At 40.7% G+C, this 24872-nt stretch carries 30 protein-coding genes; 2 read left to right on the top strand and 28 right to left on the bottom strand.

Annotated features, from left to right (window positions below; all coding sequences use genetic code 11):
• Positions 1–116: 116 nt before the first annotated feature.
• A protein-coding gene (locus NYE25_RS01655) for an IS3 family transposase (protein WP_341144959.1) occupies positions 117–1450 on the top strand; the annotation gives its coding sequence in 2 pieces (ribosomal slippage) (positions 117–504 and positions 504–1450; 1335 coding nt in all).
• Positions 1451–1537: 87 nt separating this feature from the next.
• On the opposite strand, the gene NYE25_RS01650 is transcribed toward NYE25_RS01655, so the two are convergent.
• The 21 genes from NYE25_RS01650 to NYE25_RS01550 form a co-directional block, all read right to left on the bottom strand.
• The gene (locus NYE25_RS01650) at positions 1538–2173 is read right to left on the bottom strand and encodes an NAD(P)-dependent oxidoreductase (RefSeq protein ID WP_341144958.1); all 636 of its coding nucleotides are present in this window, start codon (positions 2171–2173) and stop codon (positions 1538–1540) included.
• A 21-nt stretch (positions 2174–2194) separates the two neighbouring features.
• A complete protein-coding gene (locus tag NYE25_RS01645) occupies positions 2195–3088 on the bottom strand; it encodes a beta-1,6-N-acetylglucosaminyltransferase (RefSeq protein ID WP_341144957.1) in 894 nt (297 codons plus the stop codon).
• 105 nt (positions 3089–3193) lie between these two features.
• Positions 3194–4069: a VOC family protein gene (locus tag NYE25_RS01640; protein ID WP_341144956.1), complete on the bottom strand. Its 876-nt coding sequence runs from the start codon at positions 4067–4069 to the stop codon at positions 3194–3196.
• A 148-nt stretch (positions 4070–4217) separates the two neighbouring features.
• A complete protein-coding gene (locus NYE25_RS01635) occupies positions 4218–4550 on the bottom strand; it encodes a low molecular weight protein tyrosine phosphatase family protein (protein WP_341147666.1) in 333 nt (110 codons plus the stop codon).
• A gap of 30 nt (positions 4551–4580) precedes the next feature.
• Positions 4581–4955: a hypothetical protein gene (locus NYE25_RS01630; protein WP_076282983.1), complete on the bottom strand. Its 375-nt coding sequence runs from the start codon at positions 4953–4955 to the stop codon at positions 4581–4583.
• Positions 4952–5698 carry a Type 1 glutamine amidotransferase-like domain-containing protein gene (locus tag NYE25_RS01625; protein WP_076283378.1) on the bottom strand — a complete coding sequence of 249 codons (747 nt, stop codon included), beginning with the start codon at positions 5696–5698 and terminating at the stop codon, positions 4952–4954. The genes NYE25_RS01630 and NYE25_RS01625 overlap by 4 nt, the downstream gene beginning before the upstream one ends.
• Positions 5699–5715: 17 nt before the next feature.
• Entirely contained in the window at positions 5716–6300 is a 585-nt protein-coding gene (locus tag NYE25_RS01620; protein ID WP_341144955.1) for a GNAT family N-acetyltransferase, read from the bottom strand.
• Positions 6301–6361: 61 nt separating this feature from the next.
• On the bottom strand, positions 6362–7096 hold the full coding sequence (locus NYE25_RS01615) for a metallophosphoesterase family protein (protein ID WP_341147665.1): 735 nt from the start codon (positions 7094–7096) through the stop codon (positions 6362–6364).
• Between the two features lie 235 nt (positions 7097–7331).
• The gene (locus NYE25_RS01610) at positions 7332–7754 is read right to left on the bottom strand and encodes an Rrf2 family transcriptional regulator (protein ID WP_341144954.1); all 423 of its coding nucleotides are present in this window, start codon (positions 7752–7754) and stop codon (positions 7332–7334) included.
• Between the two features lie 122 nt (positions 7755–7876).
• On the bottom strand, positions 7877–8752 hold the full coding sequence (locus NYE25_RS01605) for a YitT family protein (protein WP_341144953.1): 876 nt from the start codon (positions 8750–8752) through the stop codon (positions 7877–7879).
• Positions 8753–8979: 227 nt separating this feature from the next.
• The gene (locus tag NYE25_RS01600; protein WP_341144952.1) at positions 8980–10062 is read right to left on the bottom strand and encodes a nucleotidyltransferase domain-containing protein; all 1083 of its coding nucleotides are present in this window, start codon (positions 10060–10062) and stop codon (positions 8980–8982) included.
• Positions 10063–10146: 84 nt separating this feature from the next.
• The gene (locus NYE25_RS01595; RefSeq protein WP_341144951.1) at positions 10147–11367 is read right to left on the bottom strand and encodes an alkaline phosphatase family protein; all 1221 of its coding nucleotides are present in this window, start codon (positions 11365–11367) and stop codon (positions 10147–10149) included.
• Between the two features lie 80 nt (positions 11368–11447).
• Complete coding sequence (locus NYE25_RS01590; RefSeq protein WP_042187227.1) at positions 11448–12707, bottom strand: MFS transporter; 1260 nt, start codon at positions 12705–12707, stop codon at positions 11448–11450.
• 108 nt (positions 12708–12815) lie between these two features.
• Positions 12816–13640, bottom strand: coding sequence for a hypothetical protein (locus NYE25_RS01585; protein ID WP_341144950.1), 825 nt, complete (start codon positions 13638–13640; stop codon positions 12816–12818).
• A gap of 24 nt (positions 13641–13664) precedes the next feature.
• Complete coding sequence (locus tag NYE25_RS01580; protein ID WP_341144949.1) at positions 13665–14246, bottom strand: DJ-1/PfpI family protein; 582 nt, start codon at positions 14244–14246, stop codon at positions 13665–13667.
• Between the two features lie 16 nt (positions 14247–14262).
• Entirely contained in the window at positions 14263–15009 is a 747-nt protein-coding gene (map, locus tag NYE25_RS01575; protein ID WP_341144948.1) for a type I methionyl aminopeptidase, read from the bottom strand.
• Between the two features lie 32 nt (positions 15010–15041).
• A complete protein-coding gene (locus NYE25_RS01570; protein ID WP_341144947.1) occupies positions 15042–15962 on the bottom strand; it encodes a hypothetical protein in 921 nt (306 codons plus the stop codon).
• A gap of 365 nt (positions 15963–16327) precedes the next feature.
• Positions 16328–16960 carry an SGNH/GDSL hydrolase family protein gene (locus tag NYE25_RS01565; protein WP_076282991.1) on the bottom strand — a complete coding sequence of 211 codons (633 nt, stop codon included), beginning with the start codon at positions 16958–16960 and terminating at the stop codon, positions 16328–16330.
• 160 nt (positions 16961–17120) lie between these two features.
• Positions 17121–18299, bottom strand: coding sequence for an NAD(P)/FAD-dependent oxidoreductase (locus tag NYE25_RS01560; protein WP_042187216.1), 1179 nt, complete (start codon positions 18297–18299; stop codon positions 17121–17123).
• Positions 18300–18338: 39 nt separating this feature from the next.
• Positions 18339–18782 (bottom strand): DUF1641 domain-containing protein, encoded by a 444-nt coding sequence (locus NYE25_RS01555; protein WP_042187214.1) that lies wholly within the window; start codon positions 18780–18782, stop codon positions 18339–18341.
• 208 nt (positions 18783–18990) lie between these two features.
• A complete protein-coding gene (locus NYE25_RS01550; RefSeq protein ID WP_445667166.1) occupies positions 18991–19833 on the bottom strand; it encodes a DUF2785 domain-containing protein in 843 nt (280 codons plus the stop codon).
• A gap of 263 nt (positions 19834–20096) precedes the next feature.
• Between NYE25_RS01550 and NYE25_RS01545 the strand changes: the two genes are divergently transcribed.
• Positions 20097–20714 carry a nitroreductase family protein gene (locus NYE25_RS01545; protein WP_341144945.1) on the top strand — a complete coding sequence of 206 codons (618 nt, stop codon included), beginning with the start codon at positions 20097–20099 and terminating at the stop codon, positions 20712–20714.
• Positions 20715–20821: 107 nt separating this feature from the next.
• Here the strand turns inward: NYE25_RS01545 and NYE25_RS01540 are convergent, their stop codons facing one another.
• The 7 genes from NYE25_RS01540 to NYE25_RS01510 form a co-directional block, all read right to left on the bottom strand.
• The gene (locus tag NYE25_RS01540; protein ID WP_341144944.1) at positions 20822–21442 is read right to left on the bottom strand and encodes a hypothetical protein; all 621 of its coding nucleotides are present in this window, start codon (positions 21440–21442) and stop codon (positions 20822–20824) included.
• 70 nt (positions 21443–21512) lie between these two features.
• Positions 21513–22046, bottom strand: coding sequence for a hypothetical protein (locus tag NYE25_RS01535; RefSeq protein WP_445667165.1), 534 nt, complete (start codon positions 22044–22046; stop codon positions 21513–21515).
• Positions 22047–22078: 32 nt separating this feature from the next.
• Positions 22079–22555, bottom strand: a complete 477-nt coding sequence (locus NYE25_RS01530) for a DNA polymerase III subunit beta (RefSeq protein WP_341144942.1) — start codon at positions 22553–22555, stop codon at positions 22079–22081.
• Entirely contained in the window at positions 22556–22891 is a 336-nt protein-coding gene (locus NYE25_RS01525; protein WP_341144941.1) for a hypothetical protein, read from the bottom strand. It lies immediately after the preceding gene.
• A 179-nt stretch (positions 22892–23070) separates the two neighbouring features.
• Positions 23071–23556, bottom strand: coding sequence for a DUF3888 domain-containing protein (locus NYE25_RS01520; protein ID WP_341144940.1), 486 nt, complete (start codon positions 23554–23556; stop codon positions 23071–23073).
• Positions 23557–23616: 60 nt separating this feature from the next.
• Positions 23617–24579: a phosphotransferase enzyme family protein gene (locus tag NYE25_RS01515; protein WP_341144939.1), complete on the bottom strand. Its 963-nt coding sequence runs from the start codon at positions 24577–24579 to the stop codon at positions 23617–23619.
• The gene (locus NYE25_RS01510) at positions 24576–24785 is read right to left on the bottom strand and encodes a hypothetical protein (RefSeq protein WP_341060487.1); all 210 of its coding nucleotides are present in this window, start codon (positions 24783–24785) and stop codon (positions 24576–24578) included. Before NYE25_RS01510 ends, NYE25_RS01515 begins: the two co-directional genes overlap by 4 nt.
• Between the last annotated feature and the right edge of the window lie 87 nt (positions 24786–24872).

Below are 24872 nucleotides of genomic sequence, written 5' to 3'. Positions count from 1 at the left end.
CTGATGCAAGAAAGCAGAGCCCTTATTAAACTGTACCCTATCGAGTAGACACTTTTAAAAAGTCTCTCGGTAGGGTATTTTTGTTTATAACGAAGAAGATAGGGAAGAGGAATGGTATGAGTAAGAAAATATTTACAGATAAAGAGATCAAGCAGTTATCTAACAATCCGTATGTGAGGTCCGTATCTTTAAAGGCAATTACTTATACGGATGCGTTTAAGCAATTGTTTATCTTAGAGAATAATAAGGGGAAGCCGCCGAGAGAAATATTTGAAGTATGTGGTTTTGACGTAACTGTCATTGGGCTCCAAAGAGTCGAATCCTCAGCAAAGAGATGGCGTGCGAGTTACCAAGAGAACGGAATCTTAGGTTTGCAGGATACAAGAAGCTACGCCTCAGGAAGACCCCTTAAACGGGAGCTAACGCTCGAAGAGAAGTATGCCAAGCTAGAAGCTCAGAATGCTTTGCTGCGAGCGGAGAATGAACTGTTAAAAAAGATTCGTTTCATGGAAAGGAGGCAGAACAAAGGATAGTACTTTCATCTAGCCAGAAATTTGTCCTTATTCATACCATCATCGAGAAATATCAACTCTCCCGTTTGGTCAACTATTTATGTAAAGTATCCGGGGTTTCCAGGAGTGGATATTACAGGTATTGGTCTTCCGAAGCAAAGCAAAAGAGAATCCAGAAGAAACAGCAAGATGAGCAACTAAGAGAAGTCATTCTAAAAGCTTTTCATTTCAAAAGACGAAAGAAAGGTGCCCGATCCATCAAGATGACATTGGAGGGCCAGTTTAAGGTGATCTACAATTTGAAAAGGATTAGGAGGATTATGAAGAAATACAGCATTGTATGCCCCTTTAGGAGGGCCAATCCCTATAAACGGATGATGAAGGCTACTCAGGAGCATAGGGTCGTTCCTAACCTGCTGAACCGGGAGTTTAAGCAGAACATTCCAGGTAAGGTGTTACTGACGGATATCACTTATTTATTTTACGGATCGGGTAAAAAAGCCTATTTATCCACAATCAAAGATAGTTCAACCAATGAGATCTTGGCGTATCACGTGTCAGATCGAATCACAATGGATCTTGCGACAGATACTCTCCTAAAGCTTAAGAAGAACCAAAGGTTTAAAAGAGCTGATGGTGCCTTCATTCACTCTGATCAGGGATCTCATTATACACATCCTTATTTTCAAAAAATGGTTAAGAAAATGAAATTGAAACAATCCATGTCTAGGCGGGGAAACTGCTGGGATAACGCCCCACAAGAATCTTTTTTTGGTCATTTTAAAGATCAAGCTTCCATTAAGCCTTGTTTGACTTTGATTGAGTTAAAACAGGAGATTAAGGATTACATGACCTACTATAACCACTACAGGTATCAATGGGATTTAAAAAAGATGACCCCTGTACAATACAGAGATCATCTTCTTCAATCTGCCTAGACTTTTTTTAAATGTCCTTTACATAGGGTACAGTTTATATCTGGCTCTGCTTTCTTTTTATATATATTCCCTACTCGTTATACTCGCTTATAATTCCGAAACAACTGTAAACCGTTCACGAATATGCTGCGGCTGTTCAATTTCATCTACAATAGCAATCGCATAATCTTCATAGCTGACATAGCTCTCACCTTTGGAATTCACAAGCAGATGATCTTTGCCTTTCACATAAGAACCCGTTCTAGTCCCAATTGCAAAATTAGCGGATGGACTAACGAAGGTCCAAGACAGCGAGTCTGTACCTTGCAGGATCTCCAGGTTCTTCCCTTGATTCGTAGCCGTTGGCTTGATAAAGTCAGGGAAATCAGGGGTATCTACCACTTTAAGCGTCTTAGCTTCATCTACATATAAACTTCCCGCACCTCCAACTACAATCAATCTTGTATTAGGGGCATCCTTTAATGCTTCAATAAGCACATTTCCGGCATCCACATGCAGATGCTCTTGTCCAAATGGTGCTCCGAAAGCATTCACAACAACATCAAAACCCTTCAAATCTTCAGCGGTAAGTGCAAATACATCCTTTTCGATGACCTTTGCCTTACGATTTGCAACTTTCGATGCATCCCGTACAATGGCTGTAACTTCATGGCCTCTATCTAGCGCTTCCTGAGTGATTCGGCTTCCGGATTTTCCACTTGCTCCTACAACTGCGATTTTCATATTATTTCCTCCTGTATATGTTTACGATGTTTTTACTTTAGTATTTATATCAAGGAGATCCTGAACGATGGTTCTGTCGATATCGAGATCAAACTTTCTCCCCCAAAAGCATTCTGTACCCGTACGAGTGATCCGGTCATAATCTTCTATCGTTAGTGTTCTTGGATAATCCGGTCCTGTTTCCCAGTCTGTATACCTCTTAATTTCACTCCGTACATTGTTCTTAAACCCACTATTCAAAATAATCGTATGGAAGAAGATTTCATCTCCACATAATGTGTTCTTAAAAAATCTAACATACTCTGGAGAAGTAGAAGTAAACTCCATGATGTATTCCATACATTCACCTGTAATAGACATCCAGTTAGAGCCTTTATACAGCGATTTCGGCAGAACACCCAACCTTCTTTGCAAGAATGGAACGCTCATTACTGCTTTAATATACCTCATCCTAATGGCAGCCATACGCCTGGTTCTTGAGATCAGGAATCTAGGATAATAAACCGACACCCTCTCATAACATCCCCACGTTTCAGAAGTATTCGGTAATTGCTGATACTTCACAAATTCGTCCCCCTGATTCTTCTTAAAGAAATCAAGAATAACTTCGTTGGAAGCTAAGGGCAGATCCTGACCACTTATGATGTGGATATAATTGAATTTCCCATGTTCTTTGATCAGCGCAAAACACTTCAAAACACATTCAATCTGACTGTAATGTCCCCACCGTACATCAATAGGCTCTTTGACAAAATGAATATCGTTACGGTGAGTAATATCAGCTTCAATACCACTCTTCTGATCGACATGTAGGAAAAACTCGACGGAGTCATTAGTTAAACTATCGATTAGCATATTGATCTGCTCAGGATTTTTGTGACAAAGGATCACATACGCCATTTTGAATGATTCCAACAACCTTCACCCTTCCGCCCATCTTTTTCCAAATATTATAAAATAAATGGACAAAAATGGATAGTTCTTTCTATCCAGAAAAAGGTGAATTCGATTGGTGAATAGTTATTTCGTATGACTTTTCACTATAAGTCTGATTCCAATGTTCCATGGATCTTTGAATGTAGGGGCTCCATTCTCTTCAACAACGGTGTAACCCGCCTGCTTAACACGCTCCACTACAGACGTACGCTCCTCTTCATTCGGAAGAAGTAAGGTGAAATAATCAATTCCTACTGCATCAGCAGGTGCCACAGGTGCGCCTTGCCCTGCCCATATATTCAATCCAATGTGGTGATGATACCCACCTGCTGAGATAAACAATGCCGCACTGCCATAATTAGCTACTAGATCAAAACCAAGCAAACCAACGTAGAACTCCTTCGCCTTAGTTAAATTACCCACATGAAAGTGTACATGTCCGATCACCGTTCCAGCTGGCAGCCCGTTCCATTGTAAACCTTCAGAAGCCGCCAACAAACCATCTACATCCACTGGGTCCGTTGTCATCATTACATGCCCTTCCGCATCATACTTCCATGTATCCCTAGGACGATCTCTATAAATTTCGATTCCGTTGTTATCCGGGTCCTGAATATACAGTGCTTCACTCACCAAATGATCTCCCTGACCCACTTCAATTCCCAACGCGATCAAATTGCGTACAACGAGTCCCAAGCTAGGACGATCCGGAACAAGGATAGCAAAATGATACAATCCAGCCACTGAGTTCGGACGAAGAACCTTTGCATTCTCAATCTCCCGCAGAATCAATAACACATTATGACCGTCAGCAGTCATTTCCACCTCACGGCCAGATTGCCGCAAGACACTTAACCCCACCACGTTCTGATAAAAGGTGAGCGAACGCTCTAAATTACTTACTCTAATTTGTACCAGACCAATCTCTACATCCGGATGAAGTGTTGTTTTAGTTGTCATTATATTTCCTCCCACTATTCCTGTAACTTAATCAGTTACAAATTAACTATCTTTAGTATAGTTACCTTCTATATGTTTGTCAATTACCAACAAAAAAATCATGCTGACTGATTCACAGCCAAACATGATTCATAAGAACACCTCATCCTTAGGAGTGCCATTCCTGTAAATATTCAGATACACTGGATTCAAGAAGTCCAATTAAGTCTTCATCCATATACTTATAATCATCTGATATATTCAAACAAATTATTCTTTTGCCGATTACACCGTCTCTGAATTTATCTTGAATTCTTCGAACATGCTTCTTCTCCATCACAAAAATAACATCCGCCCAGCCCACATGTCCTTCAGAAAGTTTGATTCTGGCATGATCCTCTGTTCCAGCAGATCTCACTTCATGACCATCAATTCCTTGAAATATCTTCTCCGCAGTTAAACTCCGCCAGCGATTCCGGCTGCAGACAAACAGTAGTTTAATAGAGAGCACCTTCCTTATCCGATTAATACCTTATTTCGTTTGTCGGTTTAGATAAACCCTCCTATTTAAGGAGGCATCCGAAACCCATGTTGTTAATAAGTCTTTGTTAAAAAGATATTCATTACCAACTCTGATATAAGGGAACATAGTCCCTTCAAAAATGCCCGATCTACTTAAATTCTCATGCTCCGTTTTAATAATATTCATCACTTGATCTTCAGTCAGATTTAAGTATAAGGCCGTCTCTTTAATATCCATCAAAAGCTTATCTGCCGTTACTATGGATGGAGTCTGGTCTTGATCAACTTCCAACTCTTTATCGCCATTAGTTATTGAACATCCAATAATAAATGAAATCCCTAGAATAAGACTCGCCACGATAATTGAGATTTGATTAGACTTCATTGATCACCTCCACCGTACACTTCATGAAGAGGTCTGTAGCTTGGGTGTTCTTCGATTTGCGTAACGACAACACCTTGCTCTGAGTCCATCACACGGTAGGCTTTAGCTTCTTCTCTGGTCGACATCACCTTATATTCATTATCCTTGTAGATGATGGCACAGTTATTATCCACTGCGATTCCGAGCAAACCTCCGTCTTTTACCATACGCGAAAAATCCTCAACCCGAATATCCTCATTATAATGTGGACAATGAATACCTGGCAGAATCCCCATCGCTTCAAGCTTAATATACTGCCAGTTCCCTTGGTCGTCGAACGCTTCAGAGTCACTATGCCCATATTCAAACCAGCAAATGGAACCTGCACTCAGCCCTGCCAAAATAGTCCCCGAGTTGTACGCTTCTTTTAGAAGAGCATCTACGCCGGTATTTTTCCAAATCTCCAGCATCTTTCGGGTATTGCCTCCACCAACATAAATCAGATCAGCGGATATAATTAACTCTGCGATTTCTTCATGGGTATAGGTTTGGCTTACAAGCAATAAATGACTTGTTTCACATCCTAGAATCTCGCCGTACACTTTGTTGAACGTATCACAATAACCTGGTGCATCACTACTAGCTGTTGGAATAAATAATGCTTTCGGATTAGCTTTCTGGGTTAACTTCACAACTTCACGATCCATTTCAAGCGTTTCTAGATCGATTAGCTCTCCCCCACCGATTACCACGATAGTCCCCATAATACCCCCTACTTTCACTAGGATCTGTTTTCTCCCTTTCCGTATTCCTCAGCAAGAATGCTGTAAATCTCCAAATCAATGAGCCCTTTACCTGACCATACATGGGCTTGTCTTAACGTCCCCTCTTTCATAAAGCCACTTTTCAAAAGGACCCGCTTGGACCGCTCATTAAAAGGCATGACTTCAGCTTGGATTCGATTGACCTCTGCCGTCTCAAATAAATATTTTTTCACCATTTCAACGGCCTGAGTTGCAATCCCTTTTCCCCAATAAGACTCCGCCAAAAAATAACCAATCGTGACCATATCCACTTTTTGATTAAAATCCATAGCTTCGATGATACCTAGCAGTATGTACGGATTATTTTTACGGAAAATTCCCCACTTCACTCTTAACCCTTTATTAAAATCACGTTCGAAATGTCCGATCATATTCTTTACTGTATCTTTATTATATTTCGGAATAATTCCGCAGTACTCAAACACTTGATCATTGCTATAAATTCCAAATACCTCTTCAAGGTTACTAACTTCAATTTTTTTCAGTGTTAGTTGTTCGGTTTCTAAAGTAGGGAATTGCTCAAATACATGACTAAGCTTCAATTCGTTCCCTCCGTTACTTTTTGATGTTGTGAATCAAGGTTACCGCTCGAAAGCTCATCTTCTATCCCCGCGCATTCCCTCTATACTGCGCAGTTCTAAGCTCTCGAATATAGGGCTCTGTAGCTGGCATAACTGCATCTATGGCTTGTTGAATGGCTAACTCAATATCATAAGGAACTCTTACAAATTGTATATTCATAGATGCTGTTGTCAGGCCTCCATACTCCCCCTCCAAAATCACATAAGATGCCTGAGTGACATCTAGAGGATTCCCCACACTGCCAACATTAAATAAAGTCTTCCCTTCTAAATGTTGTATAAAAGCATTGTGAATGTCCCCATAACCTACGATATCCGCTTGTCGCTTCTCCTGGCAGAGATCAGAACAACCAAACATAGACAGCCGCTTCTCATAATCGTCCCAAGGCTGAATCCGTTCATAGTAGCTTCGCGGTGAAGCATGAAATAAACGGATAAACTTACCACTCATCATAAACTCAATCGAGAACGGTAATGTACCTAAATAAGCGAGGCGGTCTTTACCTAACAAATTCCGACTCCACCGGGCCATTTCAAAATCAACATCCTGATTCATTAAATCATCCCAGTTTCCCATAACACTGATTTCACAATTGTTCTTAATGATATCAACGGCTAGATCTGAATTTGGTCCTTTACCAACAATATCACCTAGGCAAAATATCCTGCTAATTCCACGCTGCTTAATATCCTCTAATACGGCTGTCAAAGCCGGGATATTTCCATGAATATCTGAGATTAATGCGATTTGTTCCACTGTAAATCCTCCGTTCATTTTCCACTTCAGCATATTAGAGTTTCCCTATATGAAGTATTATCTGTTTTATGCCTTCTAAATACAGATTCTATGATTACGCCCTACTTCCCTTCTTTAAGTCACTACTCTCCTGACCCGAGCCATTCGGAGCCTCTTAATATGTTTCCAATAAAAAAAGACCACAATCACGTTAGCACATGTTGTGGTCTTCATTCTACGTTGCGATATGGAGTGGTTATATTTCAGGCATTTCATTCACAATCCGCTCCAAAGTAACCTCCTGAAGGACATTCTCCATCGCCTTTTGCGCGAGCGAGAATACCGGTACAATGGCGCTGGCTATATTTTTGCCGACTGGACAATCGGGGTTAGGGTGCTCATGAACTGAGAACAACGAATCCTCCTCAACCGCGTTTACTGCCTTATAAATCTGAAGTAGTGTAATCTCAGCGCTACTACGTGAAAGTGAGGCTCCTGCGACTCCGGGGCGGGCCGTTACTAGTCCTGCTTTTTGCAACATACTAGTTAGCCGGCGGATAACTACAGGGTTGGTGTTCACACTACCAGCTATCCACTCCGAGGTACTTTTACCCTCTTTATTACTGTCGATTAACGTTAATATATGAATGGCTACCGCAAATCGGGTGCTGATGTTCACTATAAATCTCTCCTTTTGCCATACTACCCGGCTAGCAACAAGTGCATTAATCAGATGCAACAATAATAGTTACATTTTATGCATTTGTCAAACACTGAAGGAGATGCAATTCAGGATCGTAATTAGTGAATATTATGCTTTTTGAAATTACCACCCTTAACTTCTGCTACATCATATACTACGACAAAAGCGTTAGGGTCAATTTCATGAATGATTTCCTTGATTTTGCTTTCTTCCAGACGGTTAATTACACAGGTAATTTCTTTGAATTGTTCATTGGAGTAACCACCGTATGCATCAGTATAGGTTGCCCCACGTCCCAATCGGTCACGAATCGTTTCCACCATAATTTCCGGTTGAACGGTGATGATTTTGAAAGTTTTAGAGCCGCTCAAACCTTCTTCAACGATATGAATCACTTTAGAAGCAATAAAATAAGCAAGTGCGGATAGAATCGCCCCTTGTAGCCCAAATGCAGTTGAAACAACAATAAAGACAAACATGTTTAGGAATAAGATTAGATCACTTGTCCCAAAAGGTATTTTTCGTGAAAGCAATACAGCCAACATGTCGATCCCATCTAACGCCCCACCATTACGTAACGCTAAACCCATACCAAAACCGATGATAATCCCGCCTACAACAGTAATTAATAATGTATCTCCTTCAATAATCGTTGGCACATGGTGCATAAGGCTTGTACCAATGGCTAATGAGGCAATACCGATAATGGAATAAATAGCAAAGCTTTTACCAATTTGCTTATATCCTAACCAAACAAATGGGATGTTAATTATAACAATTAGCAGCCCTAACGGTAATCCAAACAGCTGTGAGCCAACGATACTTAGGCCTGTTACACCACCATCTGAAACGTTGTTAGGTATTAATACGGATTCCAGGCCATATGAAGTTATAAGTGCCCCTATAATAATTAATATGACTTTTGAAAATATCTTCAGCTTATTTGATTTTTGATGCTGTCTTACTCCATGCATTCCATTTCCCCACTTCAAATTAGTTTTTTATATCACTGCAAGTGAAAAACATCCACTGGACAAAAGCCGACAAAAAACAGTCTATAATAAATGTCACCACTTTGGCAAATCAGACGCCGCTAGTATGATATCTATTATTTTACCCATATGACTTAAAATAATCTTATCGTTCCATAAAAAATGAAAAAACCAGACTACGAAAATTCGTAATCTGGTAATCTTCTCTATCACACCTTCAAGTATTCCTTATATAATTCCTCAAAAGTATCGTATCGTTCAACTTTCCTTCCCACCTTATTATATTCTTCCAGATATTCATCCATGACCTTCAGGAACTGCTCTTTAAATAAATGCAGATGATCTGAATCAAAATACTGCATAATATCAAACTTTTTTGTTCCCCTTGATTCTGTCATTTCATCAAGAAAATTTTGTGTGCCCATGGCTGCATAATAAGCATAAGATTTATCATTTAATTCCACACTTGCTATAACCTTATTGCGGCAGTTACACCATAATTCCTCAAAGGTGCCACCAAGATTATCATAGGTAGGGACAGGCTGAATCACAAAATCCTTATACATTTTATTATATAAATCATTGACGCTTTCTAAAAATCTATATGATGCACTTCTGATTTCAACGATAGTCTTCGCATCGATCACAGCCATATATATATTTTCAAAATCATCAGGAACATAACGATACGTAGCTATTTCCTCCAGATATCTCTTAAGTCCTCTTTTAAAATAGGTATTGTTCAAATGTGTTAGAGCATTTACCAAATTGTATACAACTTCGCATGAAGCATACCTCACTGCTCCGATATCTTCAGAAAGTAATGTATTCGTATATTCTTGTTTTGCTATGTCTATATTCTTTTTCGCTCTACTAATACATTCACTCCCTATAGGCTTAGCCAAAGCATCGAGAGCTCTTTGTTTATATAAGTTTAGCTTTTCCAGATATTCGGGTTTCGCACAATATAACAGCTCTAAATCTATCAGACACGAAATCATTGGGCTCTCAAGATTCGCTTGATCTTCTATCCTTGTTTCCCATGGCGTACAATAGATGTCGTATCCAACATCCTCCAGAATAAAACACGAAGATATTCCCCAGCCTTGGGCCGTGTTATTAATTATAATTAGATCAAGATCGCTTTTTTCATGAAAATCTCCGGTACTGAAAGAACCTGTAAGCCCAATGATTGCAATGTCATCAGGAAAATCTCTCTTAGCACGTTCAATAACCATACTAATAAGTCTGTCATTTTTATTTAGAATTTTTTGTCTAATATCAGCATCCATATCCAATTCTCCTCTTACTCCATTTTAATTTCATTGTATATGGATATAGCTCCAGTAAGTATTCCGACTTTATATATATTCAATCTATACCAAGAAAATTTCATCTAAAGGTCTTCCGTCACAAGGATTAAAATCAATCCCTAAAATCTTTGCCATCGTAGGAGCTATATCTACCATTTTGAGATCCCCTATAGGAAAATCACTTTTCACCTCATTCCCTGAGATCACCAAGTTGCATCTATAATCCTCTTTATCGGGAGAGTAGCCATGCGTAGCATATTTAATCCCTTGTTTGTCCAAATCAACAATCGTAGGTTCATCCATGCTCTCATCGAAACAATAGCCTCTCCTAGCTTCAAGCATATATTTAGTAGATGGGCCCACATGAAGTTGATTCAGCCGCTCTCTAGTATACATTTCCTCTATACCTGAAGCGTCATCATCCATATATTCCTGAATAACAGCTAACGCTAATTGTTCAGCTTCTTCATCACCTTCTTTAATATGCAGATAAGCGGATCCGCCCCCACACTGAAAGTAAGCTCTCCACTTCATTTCGCCGTTCTCTTCATAGATCAACCCTTTTTCCTGCAAAAGGTTGTTCAAATGCACTTTGTACCGAACATTGAACTGGCCATGGTCACCCAAAACTAAAAAAACCGTGTCATCCTTTATCCCGGCTTCATCCACTGCTTGTATAATATCACCTAACCGCTTATCCATACGTGTGATTACCCGCTTCACTTCATCGCTGTCAGTGCCGTAGACATGCTTGGCGTCATCCAGATCAATCAAATGCATCATAAGGAGATTAGGCTTTTTACGCTTAATCGTTTCTATCGCACACTTTGTCGTGAAGTCATCCAGATAAGGCTGTTCAATCCCTTTTCGAAGCCGTCCATATTTCAGCTCCATTTCAATGCAATATAACGGGCTCCCGCTTTTTAACACCTTCAGTGCCTGATTTTCGTTGTTGATGGCTCTGATTTCAGGGATATTATATTGGATTGAGGATTTCCCTGATACCGGCCAGAGGATTCCTGCGGTACTCATGTTATGCTCGCGCGCAGCATCATAAATCGTGGGCACCTTTATCGCATTTCTGAACCAGAACCAGCTTTGCTCCTTTTCCTTCACAAACGGCTGAAATGGATTGTTATGGTGGATACCATGCTTATCTGGATATACACCGGTTGCTATCGTAGTGTGTACCACATAAGTGAGCGTGGGATATACACTTTTTAATTGATTACTATGCGCTCCGTTCTTAATCAATTTCGATAGGTTTGGAAGACGGCTGGCCATTTCTCATTGGTCTTCTGAAAAGGCATCGTAAGAGATGACAATCAGATGTTTGGCCATTGCCGTTTGTTCTTTGCTTGACTTCATAGGATAAGTCCCTTCGGTTCATCTTGTTCAAGCTTCTCTTTTGGTAAAGTTATAAATACGAAGAATCCAATAATGAATAGTGGGATAATCGCTAAAATACTAAATTTAGCGTTGCCTGTTAGGGTAGTTGTTAATGACATTACAGCAGGACCCACAATCGCCGCAAACTTGCCAAAGATATTGTAAAAGCCAAAGAATTCATTGGATTTTTCCTTAGGAATAATCTTCGCATAATAAGATCTGCTAAGCGCTTGAATCCCTCCCTGGGCAGATCCAATTAGCGCTCCCAGAATAAATATATGCCACACTGAAGTAATAAAGTAAGCCGCGATACAAGAAATGATATATGTAAAAATCCCCACGATGATCATTGTTCTAGCTGAGTATTTTTTGGCAAGATTACCGTACAGGATAGCACACGGAAATGCGATGATCTGGATAACTAATAAGATCCCCAGTAAAGTAAAGGTATCAAAAGCATCCGCACCCAGTACCGATGTGGCATATGGCACTACCATTTTAATAATCGTATCTACCCCATCAATATAGAGAAAGTAGGCGATCAAGAATACAAATACTACTTTATGCTGTCTGACATTTTTAAACGTGTCTCCCAGTCTTTTAAAGCTATTAATGACCGGTTTGGGTTCAGGTTCTATGTAATATCTTTGCTGCACATCCTTGATCATAGGCATGGTCAGCAGTCCCCACCAAAGGGCAGTGATTATAAATCCAATCTGATATCCGATTGATTTATCCATCCCCATAAACAGAATCAGCAGTAGGCTGATACCGAATGGAATAACGCTGGCGATATATCCAAAAGCAAACCCTTTTGAGGATACCTTATCCATCCTTTCATCCGTGGTTACATCCACCAGAAAAGAATCATAAAAAATATTGGCCCCGGCAAATCCTATGACTGACAAAATATAAAATACAATCAATAACTGCCACTGCCCACTCGCAGGTGCAACGAAAGCCAGCGAAGCAGTAGCTATCACGCCGATCAATGAGAAAAATATGAAGAAGCGTTTTTTCTTATCCTTATAATCTGCCATCGTTCCTAAAATCGGGCTAAGGATGGCCACCAGAATACTCGCTATGGAATTAAAATACCCCAAATCCATGCTGTTGTTAACATTCGAAAACATCCCAAATACAATAGGCAGTAAAGCCGTTGTAACCGCCATCGAATACGCCGAATTTCCACAGTCATATAAAATCCATGATTTTTCCTCTTTACTTAGTTTCATCTAACAGCCACCTTTTCACCTAGTTCCTTCTGTTATATCGCTTAAGCATATGTGGCATGTTAAATGCATGTAAAACTACACTTCATAATTCCACTGGAGAGCTGATCCTCATGTCCTCTCCTGTATTGTCAAACTTTTAAGGACCTCAGCAACCTGTAGAGCATACTTTTTACTCAAACGTGACTTACCAAGATTACTCTTCACAATCTTAATCATTCGGGTATCTCGGCTCTTAGCGAATTTCTCCAGCATGGCAAAGCCCGCTTCAGGTTCACTCGCCACAAATACACTTAAGCTGTATTCAAGCCCCTTAGATAATACACGAAAATGCTCAGCGTCCTCATATTGCACTTCCCCACTACCCATATTTTCCATGATTCGAGTAGCCAACTGAAGACAATAAAGCGTATTCTCTTTCTCTTTTAAAAGAGGAGGATGCGCTAACGCTGCTACAAAAGCTCTTTGTTCAAGCCCGTTCGCACCCTCCTCCCACATGTCGATCAACTGCCTGATAAGGGCAAAACCATCCTCCCCTATACTTTGCAGCGCCATAGCAGACGCTTCACGCATCCTCCATCTGGAGTCGTTCATGGCTGTCTTAATGATGCTCTGAATCATAATTCGCTGCTCTTCTTCAGCGTAGCTGTAATAAGCGCCCAGGGCTCTAACCGCACAAAACGGCAGAAACTCACGGGGATCATTCACCCCAGCTTCTGCCTCTGTAAGATTAGCCCAGGAATTAAGAAACTCCCAGTCTGTCTCTGTTAGTTTAGGATGGGCAAAATGTTTGGCAAAATTGCCTGATAGCTCCAAATTCACTCGTGATCCGGGAAGATTGCTCTCCTTCATCAGCAAATCTCTAAGCTGTATCCACTGCTCCTTATCGCTTACCCATTGCTGAAACAGCATATCAATCATTTTTTGTCCAGCCATCTCTGGTCCCTCCGGTATTTACCTTTAGATTTGAACAATCCCCTGCATCTCGTATGGATAATCAATCTGCTTTTTCACCGAATTCATTGCTGCTTCTCCAGCCAAGTGTGAAATCAGATATAACCCCAGATCAATAGAAGTGGAAACTCCACCACCTGTAATCACATTACCATCATGCACGATACGGCTCTCCACAACTTCTACACAATAAGGTTTTAGTAATTCATAGGCAGATGGATGGGTAGTAGCTTTCTTCCCCCCTAGCAGCCCCGCAGCCCCAAGCAGCAGTGAGCCTGTGCAGACAGATACCTTATAAGGAACATTGTGAGCACCAGCAAGCCACGAGACAAAACCTTCATCATAACGAAGTTTCCGTGTCCCCATCCCTCCAGGTACAAATACCATCTCATACTCCGAAAGCTCTGGCAGCACTTTTCCAGCTTTAACTGTGAAACCTAACTCATCCGTCACTTCCTCCGACGCTGCACATATATCCCAAGACAAATTTTTGCCGATTTCAAATTGCCCCAATCGATAAATAACATCATAGAACCCCGCAAAATCTAAGAACGTAATCCCGTCAAAAAGTATAAAGGCGATTTTCAATTTCGCACTCTCCTCTTTATGGCTTGGTTAGGATAATAGGCTCACCTTTAGTCACAATAATCGTATGTTCAAACTGTGCTACCCGGCCATTGTCTACGACACTCAGTGTCCATCCATCCGACTGCTGCTCCACGTAATCTGCTCCAGTAGAAAGGAAGGGTTCAACCGTAATCACCTGTCCCTCTTTTAACACTGTAGTCACTCTTGGATTGTAGAAAGGTAAGATTTCAAAAGGCTTCTCATGGAGTGATTTGCCAATCCCGTGGCTGCACAGATTACGTACCACTCTATAGCCGCGTTTCCGAGCTTCGAGTTCCATCATTCTGCCAATCTCATTGACCTTCATCCCTGCTCTCAGATGATTGATCACGCTCGTCATAGTTTCCTCTGCACTCTGGCATAGTCGAAGAATGTCATCATTATAAGGTGGTAATTGAAAAGAAACTCCGGCGTCCCCATAATAACCATTCAGTTCAGCAGATACATCAATATTGATCAAATCACCAGCATTAATCACTCTAGGACCAGGAATCCCATGAGCAACCTCTTCATTCACACTGATGCAGGTGCTGCCTGGAAAATCATACGTTATCATCGGGGCTGAAGATGCTCCGAATTCCGCTAGAATTTCAGCTCCAATCTTATCAAGCTCCGCTGTTGTCATACCTGGAGTTACTTTCTTTTTCATCTCGGCGATGGTATGTCCTACTACTTTCCCTATGGCTTTTAGCCCTTCTAAATCTTGTATGGTATCACTCGTCATCTATCACACATTCCTCTCACTTCTGGTATGAATCACTTGTCTAACTTCTGAAATGCACTTCCATTCCACTGAAAAATATCTTCCATCTGTTTACCCGCTACATTATCGTAATAACTTCTCTTGAAGCTATGATCATCCACTTTATCAAGCTTTATCGAATACCCCTTAGGACTGCTGATAAATAAATCAGAGTCGGGTTTGATCCCTAATTCCTCTATAACGTTATTTTTTCTAAGCGTAAATAGCTTGTAGAAGTAACCGTTACTGGATCCGTACTGACCAATCGTAAAATCCGGATCGCCGTCGCCATTATAGTCCTCAAACTGAATTTGAAAAAAATCATTAAATATTATGGGATCCTCAAAATGTTCACTGAGTGGAAAGCTATTCAAAGTTCTCCCTTGATTATCGATAAGAACAAGCCCAAATCTGCCACTCCAATTCCTTCCCATCAACGGACCTGGTATTGTCCAATCCTCACTGTAGGTTCCATCTAAAAGCTGCAGATTCAAGAATCCAGTTCTATTAGTTAAGGGATAGAGATCATTATGTGATATCGTTACTGGACCTGTAACCTTAACAGAAGACTCCAGCGACTCCGTCTGTTCTATGTTCGCCTGATCTGCTGTTCCATAGATGAGTTGTCTTATTTGATCTGCGTTCTTCACCGGAATCGAGTAGCCCTGACCACTATTCTCAGCTGTAGTAAATAAACCTTTATAGCCAAGTTCATTACCTATTGCTATGTAATAATCCTCCGAGTAGCCATCACCATAAACAAGCTCCATATCGAAATCAGGAGCCCAATCTAGCTCACCTGATAATCTTTCACTCTTGTTCATAGCCTCCGCAAGCGCCTTAATCAGAGCGGAGTCCTTCAGTATTAGGGTCTCAAAATGTTCGGGTCGATCAACTTGGTTCTGATCACTAGTTGTTACAGGAGTTAAAGACACTCCGGCGATCCACCTTGCATTGATGAAGCCCACATCATTCTTACACCCGCTTAAAAGAGCAACCAAGAACAAGGGTACAACCCATAGTAATTTCCTAATGCGAACCACCTCCAAGAAAAGAAACATAACCCAATTATAACAGCGTCCATAAATTTAAAGAAATCGACTTTCCGAACCATTACAAGCATAAATGCCTTCGGCTTCCCTATAAGGACGGCAAGTGTTTAAGCGAGAAATATAAGGATAATTTATAGCATGGAGCATATAAATTCTTATATTTTAAAAAAAAGACTATAACCTGCTCCTTTAATGAGTGGTTCTAGTCTTATAAAATCAAGTAAATATGTAGTGATATGATCAGACGATTAAGCTTGAATTGCGCTAACCGTCTTAAGCCAAGCCTCTGCAATAAGTGCATGGCCCGCAGGTGATGGATGTACTCCATCCGGAGCCCAATAAGCAGGCTCTGCTTTCACGGATGCCGCAGCAAACAGGCCATCCAACGGAACAAGTAATGCACCATATTCACGTGCCAATTCACGAACAATGTGAATTTTAGGGTCCAAATCCTGGCGCCAAGTTCTACGATCTTCTGGGACAGGCAACACAAATGGCTCGATTAAGACTAAATTAGCAGCCAGCGAATGCTGCGTGCGTTCGATCAGGTCACGATACGCAGCTTCAAATTGTTCAGGCGTTGTTTCCTGACCAGAATCAAAGCGGCGCCAAGTGTCATTTATCCCAATATATATGGACACCCAAGTCGGCTTCAGATTCAGGCAATCCTTCTCCCAGCGTTCCTGCAAATCTACTGCACGGTTGCCGCTAATTCCACGATTATAGAACGTAAGATTCTTCTCAGGATATAAATGCCCCAGACGAGCGGCGACCATCAATGCATAACCTACACCAAGCGATGAAGCATCATCATAATTACGACCCCAATCCGTTATACTGTCGCCTTGAAACAGAATGACATCGTTTTGTCGGAATAACATCACGTAATCCTCCCCTATTTTCCCCTGTTAATATTAGCCAATATAGTATATCAAAAATGAATACTACGTACTAGGACAATCATTAACAATTCATGGTAGAAACCACTAGAGATCAACAAAAAAACCTACTCAAATTAGAGCAGGTTTTCCAATAATACAATTAATAAGCTAAGCTAAACAATCCTTTAATGTGGGACAAGTAACGAATATTACTTGCTTCCTTCATCAAGGTTGCAGGTAATCCTTTTAGCGGAGTTGAGCTAGCACCAACGATGGCTACACCGTCTTTACGACCTAAGCTCGCAAGCGTACCTGAGTTGATCGGACTAAAGGATTCAAATGATTTATCCTTCAAGTATGCATAAAGATTGTACCCGATCAATTCGCCCATTTGCCAAGCGATTTGTGCAGTTGGTGGATATGGACGACCATCTTCGGCAAAGACAACGGCGCTGTCACCAGCAACGAATACGTCTTTGTGTGATGTGGATTGCAAGAATTCATTTACCGTTGCACGACCACGGTTCACTTCAAGACCGGACTCACCAATCAGTGGATTTCCTTGTACGCCGCCAGTCCATACGAAGGTGTTAGCAATAATTTTTTGACCATCTTTCAAGTCAATGACATTATCCGCTACATTCGTAACAGGTAGTCCTGTCAAGAATTGAACACCACGTTTTTCTAAGCTTGCCACTGCGCGTTCGATCAATGCATCTGGCAATACTGGTAAAATCTTAGGGCCTGCTTCAACCAGCATCAGTTTAATTTCTTTAGGATCCACGCCATATTTCTTAGTGAGTGTTGGCAACACATCAGCGATTTCACCAACAAGTTCAACACCTGTTAAGCCACCGCCACCGATTAGGATGCTTGCATCCGCTGGATTTTTAGACTTCGCATATTCACGGATACGCTCATCAATATGACGATGAATTCTGTTAGCATCTGCTGCCGATTTCAAAACCATACTGTATTGCTCAAGACCTGGAATGCCAAAATAAGCCGTAGTGCTTCCAAGACCCACAACTAAAGCATCGTAGGACAATGTCACACCATCAGATAGTGTAATTTGTTTGTTTTCAACAGAAAAAGAATTCACCTTTGCAATTTTCAGGTCGATATCTTTACCTGCAAAAAGCTTAGCTAATGGCATAGCAACAGCACCTTCTGCAACACTACCCGCTGCAAGACGATGCAATTCTGTAATAATTTGATGTGTAGGATATTGATTAACGACTGTAATTTTAGCTTCGTCCTTCTTCAGGTACTTGCGTACAGTTAAGGCGCTTAGTAGACCACCATAACCTGCTCCTAGAATGACAATATGTTTAGACATGATGTTTCCTCCGTCCTTACGAATGAGATATAAAAAATATTATTTCTGTTGACTGCGTTCGCCGGCAACTTGAAGATAAGCATTTACGAAACGGAAAAGCTTCTGTGCTTGTGGATCTTTCATCATCTTCATAAGACCAAATACACCGATCACATCGCTATTTTCATTCGCACGATCTTGCGCTTCGATCACTGTAGCTGCCATATTCTTCGCCGAATGAACCACTGGTTCAGCAAGTTCTTTAATTGCACTTACCGTATCACTTTTCAAGACTTCATCCGCAGCAACAGTTTGAACAAAGTCATATGACTTTGTGAGCACGCCGACAAGCTCTGTTAATTTTGGCAACTGTTCCACTAAGACAGTTAACGACTCCTGAACTTCAGGCTTCAATAGCTGCTCTAGAACATTCATTTGTTCTTGAGTGACAGCTAATTTTGGTGATTCTTGCTCAGGTTGTGTTTGAGTGATTGTTTCTGACATATCCGAATCTCCTCTGCAAATAAGCTTTGCTGCTTAATAGTAATAAAAAAATAAAAACTTATAACGCCATATTTCTATTATAGCACTTATCAAGTTATAAATGTCACAAAGTTTTTGATTTTTTCTAAAGTTTTGTGATTTTTATTACATTAAAATAAATTAGTCATAATTTTCGATATTTTTTATACATGCATAGATGATTAAATGCTTATTGTGTAAATTCATTCAAATTCATCTCCGCTTTCAATAAAACCTCGACCATTGCCGGATTGTTCTTTAATGGTAGCAATCTAAAATACAGAGAACGAACGAAATTTTTGGTGTTCACACGAGCAACGTACTGGCCGCGGCTTCTCGGCCACCCCCCACATTGCTCCAAGTTGCGAATCCAGTCGACAATAGATTGTTGTGGAAGTAAATGATGATCTATCATTGTAGCTACAATCGTAGCGATCCGTTCATCTTCTTCGTCGCTAAATATGTGCTGATCGTTGTAAAGCATCCTTTGGATGACTGCCAAAACCTCTTCCCTTATTGCAGCATCACTCTCCGAGCAGAGTACCAGTTCATCCAAGGCATCTGCGCCATGGGCTGCAGCATGAGCCCAACCTTCTTCAGGCATAAATCCTCGTAAATCCTGTTCTTCCTCATAATATCTAATCAGCGCTTCCTTCACATTTGTAAACTCTGCGCTATCTAAAAAAGCCTGTTCCCTATGCCGTTGAAGAATCAGCGCAACGATCAGTACCGAAAACGTTCTTGTGAACACAGCCTGATCTTCTTTGCTGCCAATGTGATAGAACAAATGCTGCTCGTCAAGGAGAATCAAAAGTAGTTCACGAAGCTCCGCATCACTAAACCATTGTTTCTCGTTAACCCATTTGTAGAAGGTGGAATAGATCAAGTCATCTCGTAGCTTCGGCTGTGGATCTCCTATGTACTCAAGCATCAATTTCACATAATCCCTTAATTGCTCCCCACTTCTAAGCTCGTAATCGTTCTCTTCAATTCTTTGCAAGTCAATTATCAACTGCTCTCTATTATCGTTCAACATTTCCACCCTTTCATTAATAAAAGCAATTTAAATTTTTCGTATCCTAATATCCTAATTTACATCCCAATATTTTACAACATAGTAATTATTCTTCGACATTCCAAAGTACTTAGAGAGCTGAATGTAAATGAAGTGAATTTAATCATTGACGAATATAATTAACTGTGCTATTTTGAGTTAGTAACTAATAGTTAGTTCATTTATAAATATCACTTATTTATAATTAACAAGCAAATACATAACATATGGAGGAATAACTCATGAGCGCTTTTACAGATTTGATTGAATCCCGCAGGTCTGCTATGAATTTTGTTGAAGGGGTGAAGATCCCTCAGAATGAACTAGAGGAAATGTTCTCTTACGCCAGATTGGCTCCATCTGCATATAATCTTCAACATGCCAATTATAAAGTGGTTTCTGATGAGAATTTAAAAGAAGAGATTCGTAAAGGGGCTTACGGTCAATATAAAATCCACTCCGCCTCAGCGGTAATAGTGGTACTCGGGGATAAGAATGCTTATCTGAAAGCCCCAGAAATCTTCGGAGGACTTAAAGCTTTAGGGGCTATGAGTCAAGAGGATTATGATGCAGAGATAGAAACGATTAACAATGCATACAAAGGAAATGATGCTTTCCAAAGAGATGAGGCTATTCGGAATGCTTCACTCTCTGCCATGCACTTCATGCTGATTGCCAAAGATAAAGGCTGGGATACCTGCCCGATGATCGGCTTTGATCCGGAAGCAATTCAATCCACTTTAAATCTACCCGATCATATGGTACCTGTTATGCTGATCACTATCGGCAAAGACAAGAAACATAAAATCAGACCACGTGGCTATCGTAAACCGGTCAATGAATTCGTTGAATTTATCTGAGGGTTATTGGTAGATATCGATAGATACAACAAAAGCGTTTCATCCAATATTTGAAGTTCGGATGGAACGCTTTTTTACTAAGGATGTGGAGCTTAAATCTTTCTTCACTACTTAGCATACTGAAGAATTGCAATTGCTGCTCGTTCCCGTCGTTCGGCGTTCTCACTAACAAGAGCTTCCTTCAAAATATCGAGCGCCATTGATAATGTCTCTTCATCCACATGCATTCGATTACTCATCGCTTGCTCTGAATCAGAAGAACCTGTAATCCACAGATCCACACGAGCACTAGGCATCGGCCCCTTATACTGTTTGACCACTCCACTACTGCTAAGAAACTCTTTTATCCCTGCGTTTAGATCGGTTATAGGAAGACTTTTCTGCCAAGTTACACCACGTCGATGGCATGTACCGATGTCTGGTGCGTCAAATAATTCATTGTAAAAATAATCGCCAAGATCACCTAGATGTACCCAATCGCCATCACACACCAGCACATAATCGCCATCCTGCATCGTATGTACGAACAGATGAATGGCTTGTATATGTTCAATAAGCTCCAACTCACTGTATTGGTATGTGTGAATCATCCGATCACGGAGCTCCACTTTACTGATGTTCTCCAAATCCCCTATTCCGGGATAGCCGATACTCACATAATTATCCTCTAAAAATGCTGTGATTCGTTCGGTCCCAAGCGGCTTTGATCCCATCTGAAACAGATTCATAGATCATCCCTCCAAGTAATTAATATAATATTTTTCAGCAAAAAGAACTCTTCTTAGCAAGCTCATATGCCTATCCTCCATCCTGCGTCCTCATTGGTGTAATTAAAAAAAGTGTGGACGAAGTCATGTCTACAGGCTGTATCACCAGTGGTCTTTCTTTTCCAGCAAACCTTATTCTAAGCGTCTCACTATCGATCGCCCGAAGGATGTCTCTGATATATTTTCCGTTAAAAGCTACTCGAAAATATTCACCTTCTAGATACTCCAATGGAATCTCCTCTTTTGCCTCACCCACGTCGGCCGTCCTGGATATTAAATGAAGTATACCGGAGGGATGTACACCAATCGTTACACTTTCACCAGCCAATATAGCAATACGTTCAACCACACGTAACAACCGCTCTGTCTTAACGATCATTTCGGATATATATACCTGTGGAATTAAATTATCAACATAGGGATAAGTGCCCTCAAGTAGCGCAGATTGAACCCTCAAGCCATCAGAAATAAATCTGATTTGTTTCTGACCTATCTCGATTTGGGTGCTGCTGCCCTCATCATCGTTTATTATTTTTAAAAGATCCTCAAGGGTGCTGCCCGGTATAATGACATATAAAGGACTTGCTCCGTAATCTTCTACGTTTTCAACAACATGCTGAGCGAGTGTTTAAATATTTGCTTCAAAAGTGTGTTCTTCATGCGTATCTTTTGGGTGTTTGGATGATCCACGTAATGAATTCTCGGAAATTCTGCAGTGTCCATCCCGCATAAACGAAACTGAGTATAGCCCGATTGGATATTTAGAATCAATGTCTCTGCGATTTCCAGCCTAATTAATCCAGGGTCAAGCTTGCGGATGATCTCATAAAAATAACGTGCGGGCACTACGATCTCACCTGGTTTGTGTACAATCATCGAATCCATCTTCACAGGAAGCTTATATTCAATGGTCATTCTTATATTGCTGGCTGTTAAAGTCAGACCCTCCGCTTGCGCCTGAATATGTATTCCGGAAAGAACACGGGAGGAACTATTCGCGGATATAGCTTTTAAGGCTGCTTGTAGTGCAGTGCTAAGAGAATCTTTTGACACATGGATTAGCAAAGACCTCACCTAACTCTCCTTAGATTCCTTTGCAAAATGTGCCTCAATAATGTTCCGAAATACCTGGGAGCGAGATACGTTCTGTTCCTCACAAGCCTGCTCTATTTCCTGCCAGATGTTTTCTGGTAACGTCAAAGATACCTTTTTAGTTATACCGGTGCTTTTTCTGCCAGCCCCTTCCCGAAGACCTCCTCTCGTAAAAAGAAACCCTAACTGCCCGTCTTTAGTAGCTACGCCTACCTTAACTTTATCCTTAGAGCTACTTGTGATATCACTTGTGATTATAGAATTGAATTCACTTAAAATTTCATCTCTGTGTTCGTCTCCGAATTTATGATCACTCAATCCTCACACCTCATAATTTGAATTTAGTAACTAAAATCAATATAACCACTATTTTCATAATACCATACATGCCAATAATCCACCACCATTCTAGACACAAAAAAAACACCCCATAGATCGGAGTGTGTGGTTAGCTGGGTAAGCGTTCGAAATTGTGATTGCAAGAGTTAATTACCGCATTATCTTAAGATATTCTGATAATTTGGAGTAAGGTCAGACTTACGCGGGTCTCTCAAATGCTTGAATGATTCTAACTTCACCTTAGGACCAGGAGTGATTCTAAAAGTCATAGTATCCTCTCCAACGGAAAGATGCGGACCCACTGTAGGGTGTATGTTGAGTGTAATTAAGAAATCAAACCGACGAAATCCATTCACTCTCTTCATATCTGTAACTTCTACTAAATAAGGATACACTGTCGGAGTTATCGTCAGAAGTGGCGCATAAATCTCAGCCATTTTTTTCTCAATATGGGGTAAAAGAAAGAGCATCAGTGTGTCTTTGTACATGAGCTCGCGGGAATCCTGATCTGGAAGCTTCTGTTCCGAATCAGATCTGGACGGAGCCTCGGGCTGCGGTTGAACTAACCCATTAGCGGAGCAAGGTTGTTGCCCCAACAAGAGCATAACTGCGATAAGAAGAGGTGCAATCCAGCTTTTTTTCATTATAATAGCCTCCTTAGGGAACTTTTAATAAATTCCCCAAAGAGGCCCTATTTTTATACGTTAAATCTCAATTGTGTTAAAAAGAAAAGGATCTCCCTTAAGATAATTCCTTAGAATTGCTTGTGCATAAGGCTGTTCTGCTTTCAGTCCCTCGGTTTCTCTAGGGTCGGGTGCGTGATGGCAATAATTTTCGATCATAACCATGACCGTAAAATGCTCTAAAGTCTGAACCCACTCCCCTTCAAGCTTGGCCACACTTTCGTAACCCTTAATGACCAGTTCTCTTTGTAAAGGATACAACCCTAGAATGGTATGTGCCACATCATAAAGATAATAGCCCCAGCCACATCTTCCGAAATCAATAGGTCGAGGTTCACCCTCTTTAAATATGATGTTCCCTTGATGTAAATCACCGTGGATGACGCCATATGTCCTTCTGTTCTTATTTTTATGCTGCTTGCTCAACCAGTTGTATAATTTCTCAGCCGCAGACTGATACAGCACGAACTCATCATCCGAAAGAAAACTATGGTAGTGCAGCTTTAATCGGAGCATTGCTTTTCTAAAGCTATGTTCATCCCACACTGGACGATTAAAGCCTGGAGGTAACTCAAGCTCCTGTGCCGCTTTATGTAGCTTGGCTAATAGAACGCCTTCTTTGTAAATTTGTTCTTCGGTAAGTCTTTCGTTCGCATGTTCGCCTTCAACCCAGCGCATTAACGATGCATATATACCATCCTCATTACCTTGCTCCACTTTGAACGTAACAGAACCCGTTCGATCATGAACGCCTTTCGGCAGGGGGACATCGATTTTTCTCTTCAAAAGCTCCAGCCATGCGATTTCGGAGTTTATTTCCTCTTTAGATCTCCCCGAGTGAAGACGCAGCAAAAAAGTCCCCTCTTTATTTGTCTCTATTACAAAAGTGCAAGTGTCCGATCGTTGATTGAAACGAATCTGCGTCCAATCGAGATCAAAGTGCTGAAGCGCCATTAAAGCTGCTTGCTTATAATTATTTCTCATCGCAATGGAATGTACACATCAACCTCATCAGGCCACGTAGGATTAGCAAACTGATAGACTTCAATAGTCAATGCATATACATACTGCTCTCGCTTCATCGCTTCTACTCTTTCTGGCTCGTGCCCTATAAAAGAAGAAGTAATACTCAAGCCTATCAGCTTCATTTCTGGTAATTCAAGCACTTGGACTTGGCCTTCATCCATCATGAACAATCCATCCCTTCAATGATTATTTAAAATGAAAATATCTGAAATAAATATTTCTCTTGAAAATAATTTCAGAAAACTAAATAA

The sequence above is a fragment of the Paenibacillus sp. FSL E2-8871 genome (genome assembly GCF_038000345.1).
Lineage (GTDB): Bacteria > Bacillota > Bacilli > Paenibacillales > Paenibacillaceae > Paenibacillus_AQ.
Note: the sequence above shows the minus strand (reverse complement) of the source record. Positions and strands in the feature narration are given on the sequence as shown.